Genomic DNA, 3,085 nt, shown 5'->3' with positions numbered 1-3,085 from the left:
GCTGCTACATCTGCTCCTAAGTTGATTAAATCTTTTAAATATCCTTTTGCAGCAATAGGGTCTCGCGGAATTTTGTGCCAGTGCAAGGATTTGGTGATTTGTGCTGCTTCCTGTAGCAATGAAAGTGTTTGTCGAAGGGATTCTTTGGAGGCACGGGGAACCTTATAGTATTTGATTGACTGTTTGCTCGGAGTCAGGAAATCTTCGATGCTATCCTCGTCAATGTCACCGTCCTTGTCTTTATCCTCGTATGCTAGAGGATTGAATGTCATGTCGATTTCCTCTTCTACCTCTTCCCTTTCAAAATCAAGGTGTTCGATAACTGCCTCTATATTTCTAAATATCCTGCCGATAGCTAGTCGTGCTAGTCCAATTTCGACTAAGGAACGAGCGATCGCCATTTTATTTTCATAAACGTCAACTTTGACGTCTAATGTCATGCCGTATATTTCTGCTAGCGCTTCTGCGATGTTGTCGGGACAGGCGTCCTCGCCTTCTATTTCAAAGTCTATAGGAAATTGTCCGACTAACTCATCTAGCATATCGAAGTGATATTGATGCCATTCAGCAATGTTGTTGACAGTGGTGTTTTTGGTATTTGGATCGGTGAGTTTTTCTGGGAGAGTCCCTGGAAATTTGGGGGTTTCAGAGATACCAGTAACGTTGGCGATCTTTTTTAGCTCCTCGCTCATTTTTCTAGTCAGTGAGAGAGTAGCTTTGCAACATTTTTTTTCCATGTAAAAGCAGGCATCCTGTGTTTTAGTTTGATAATAAATTCATCTTGTTGTGATTCTAAAATTGTCATCCAATTAAGTTCCGGCATTAGATAAATCCTCAGTATTTGACCTAAATTGATGATTTTTTAAATATTATTTTTTAAATATTAAATTATACAACATTTTAATCAATCTGGTTAACAACTTTCAACCAAAGAATTTAAAATCAATACGTTAATAGTCTAATTCTCAAGTCAATATGCTAATAGTCCAAAAATACGGTGGTACATCAGTCGGGTCTGTGGAAAGAATTAAAGCAGTGGCCCAACATATAGCTAAAACTGCCAGCGATCGCTCGGTAGTAGTAGTCGTTTCGGCGATGGGAAAAACCACAGATGGTTTAGTCAAACTTGCCAACGAAATTTCCTCCAACCCCAGTCGTCGAGAAATGGATATGCTACTATCCACAGGCGAACAAGTTACCATCGCTCTAATGAGTATCGCCTTACAAGAATTGGGAGTACCTGCTATTTCCCTGACTGGAGCGCAGGTAGGAATAGTCACAGAAGCTGAACATTCCCGCGCCCGCATTTTACAGATTAAAACCCAACGCATAGAAGAACATCTGCAACTAGGAGAAGTAGTAGTCGTTGCAGGTTTCCAAGGTATTAGTCAGACTCGCCACCAGGAAATCACAACATTAGGTAGAGGCGGTTCCGATACTTCCGCAGTCGCTTTAGCAGCAGCACTCCAAGCAGAAAGGTGTGAAATATATACAGATGTACCTGGAATTCTCACAACCGATCCCCGGATAGTACCCGAAGCGCAGTTAATGTCAGAAATTACCTGTGATGAAATGTTGGAGTTGGCAAGTCTGGGAGCAAAAGTGCTGCATCCGAGGGCAGTCGAAATTGCTCGAAATTATGGAATGCCATTAGTAGTCTTATCGAGTTGGAGCGATGCACCGGGTACTCGCGTAGTTTCGGCAATACCCAAACGTCGCGCTTTGCAAGATTTGGAATTAACTAAACCTGTAGACGCCGTAGAATATGACACCAACCAAGCGGCAATTTCTATGTTGCACGTTCCCGATCGCCCTGGTGTGGCAGCCAAATTATTTTCTGGTATTGCCGTACAAAATATAGATGTAGATTTGATTATTCAATCTATTCACGAAGGCAATACTAATGATATTGCCTTTACTGTCGGGAAAGATGCTTTGAAACAAGCGGCAGCAGTAGCGGATGCCATACTACCTGCTTTAGGAAAAAATTCTGATCCTAGTTTGGGAGAACCGGAAGTCAAAACAGAAGAGCGTCCTATTGCCAAAGTCAGTCTTGTGGGTGCGGGAATGATCGGAAGACCAGAAGTAGCAGCTAAAATGTTTGAAACTTTGGCAGCAGCAGGAGTAAATATAGTAATGATTTCGACTTCGGAAGTGAAAGTCAGTTGTGTAGTCGATGCGGAAGACTGTGAAAAAGCAGTTAATTCTTTGTGTGAAGCATTTGATGTGGATGTTGCAGATACTTCCAGTAGCTGTGGTAGTTGTGAGTCGGAAGAAATTATCCCACCAGTGCGAGCAGTTGCTTTAGATATCAAGCAAGCAAGATTAGCAGTGCGTAAAATTAGCGATCGCCCAGGAATGGCAGCCAAAATATTTGGTTTATTGGCGCGGGAGAATATTAGTGTGGATATGATTATTCAATCCCAACGTTGTTATAATGTGGATGGGGTTTTGACTCGCGATATTGCTTTTACTGTTGCTGAACCGGATGGGGAAACTGCATATCAAATTTTGGCAAATGCAGCATTAGAGTTTGGTTGGGGAGAAGTGGTGTTAGAGAGTGGTATTGCCAAGGTGAGTGTAGTCGGTTGTGGCATGATTGCACATCCAGGGGTGGCAGCACAGATGTTTGAAGCATTGGCAGCGAGTCAAATCAATATTTTGATGATTGCCACTTCGGAAATTAAAATTAGTTGTGTAGTAGAAGAGGAGGATGGCGTGAAAGCGTTGCAAGCTATTCACAAAGCTTTTGGTTTGTCTGGAAATGAGGTGGTTAAAGTTCCAGCTTGAGGTTGCATAAGTAGGGGAGTGAGGGAGTTTACAGGGGTAGGTTTTTAACAAAGGAGCGATCGCTTCCTTTTTAACCAACCCTCTTCTTTTTACAGCAGTTTTCCTGCACGGTAGACCACAGTAGGGACGTTCCATGGAACGTCCCTACAAGGTTTTTGTTGTGCCGATGTGGTTCATCAATCTGAAAAGCGCTGTAATATAGAATCCGGGTAATTAGTTATCGTATTACTGAGGAGTAATGAGTAATGAGTAATGAGTAAGGAGTAAGGAGTAAGGAGTAAGGAGTAATATCAAA

At 42.2% G+C, this 3,085-nt stretch carries 2 protein-coding genes; one reads left to right on the top strand and one right to left on the bottom strand.

Features of this window, described 5'->3' with window-relative positions; genetic code table 11:
* The coding region (locus F6K40_RS39560; RefSeq protein ID WP_293145598.1) for a hypothetical protein at positions 1-692 on the bottom strand (692 nt) is incomplete at its 3' end.
* 283 nt (positions 693-975) lie between these two features.
* Here F6K40_RS39560 and F6K40_RS39555 point away from each other — a divergent pair.
* Positions 976-2,790 (top strand): aspartate kinase, encoded by a 1,815-nt coding sequence (locus F6K40_RS39555; RefSeq protein WP_293145595.1) that lies wholly within the window; start codon positions 976-978, stop codon positions 2,788-2,790.
* Positions 2,791-3,085: the final 295 nt, after the last annotated feature.

This window comes from Okeania sp. SIO3I5, from assembly GCF_010672085.1.
GTDB lineage: Bacteria > Cyanobacteriota > Cyanobacteriia > Cyanobacteriales > Microcoleaceae > Trichodesmium.
The sequence above is the reverse complement of the archived record's forward strand: the minus strand, read 5'-3'. Positions and strand labels throughout refer to the sequence as shown.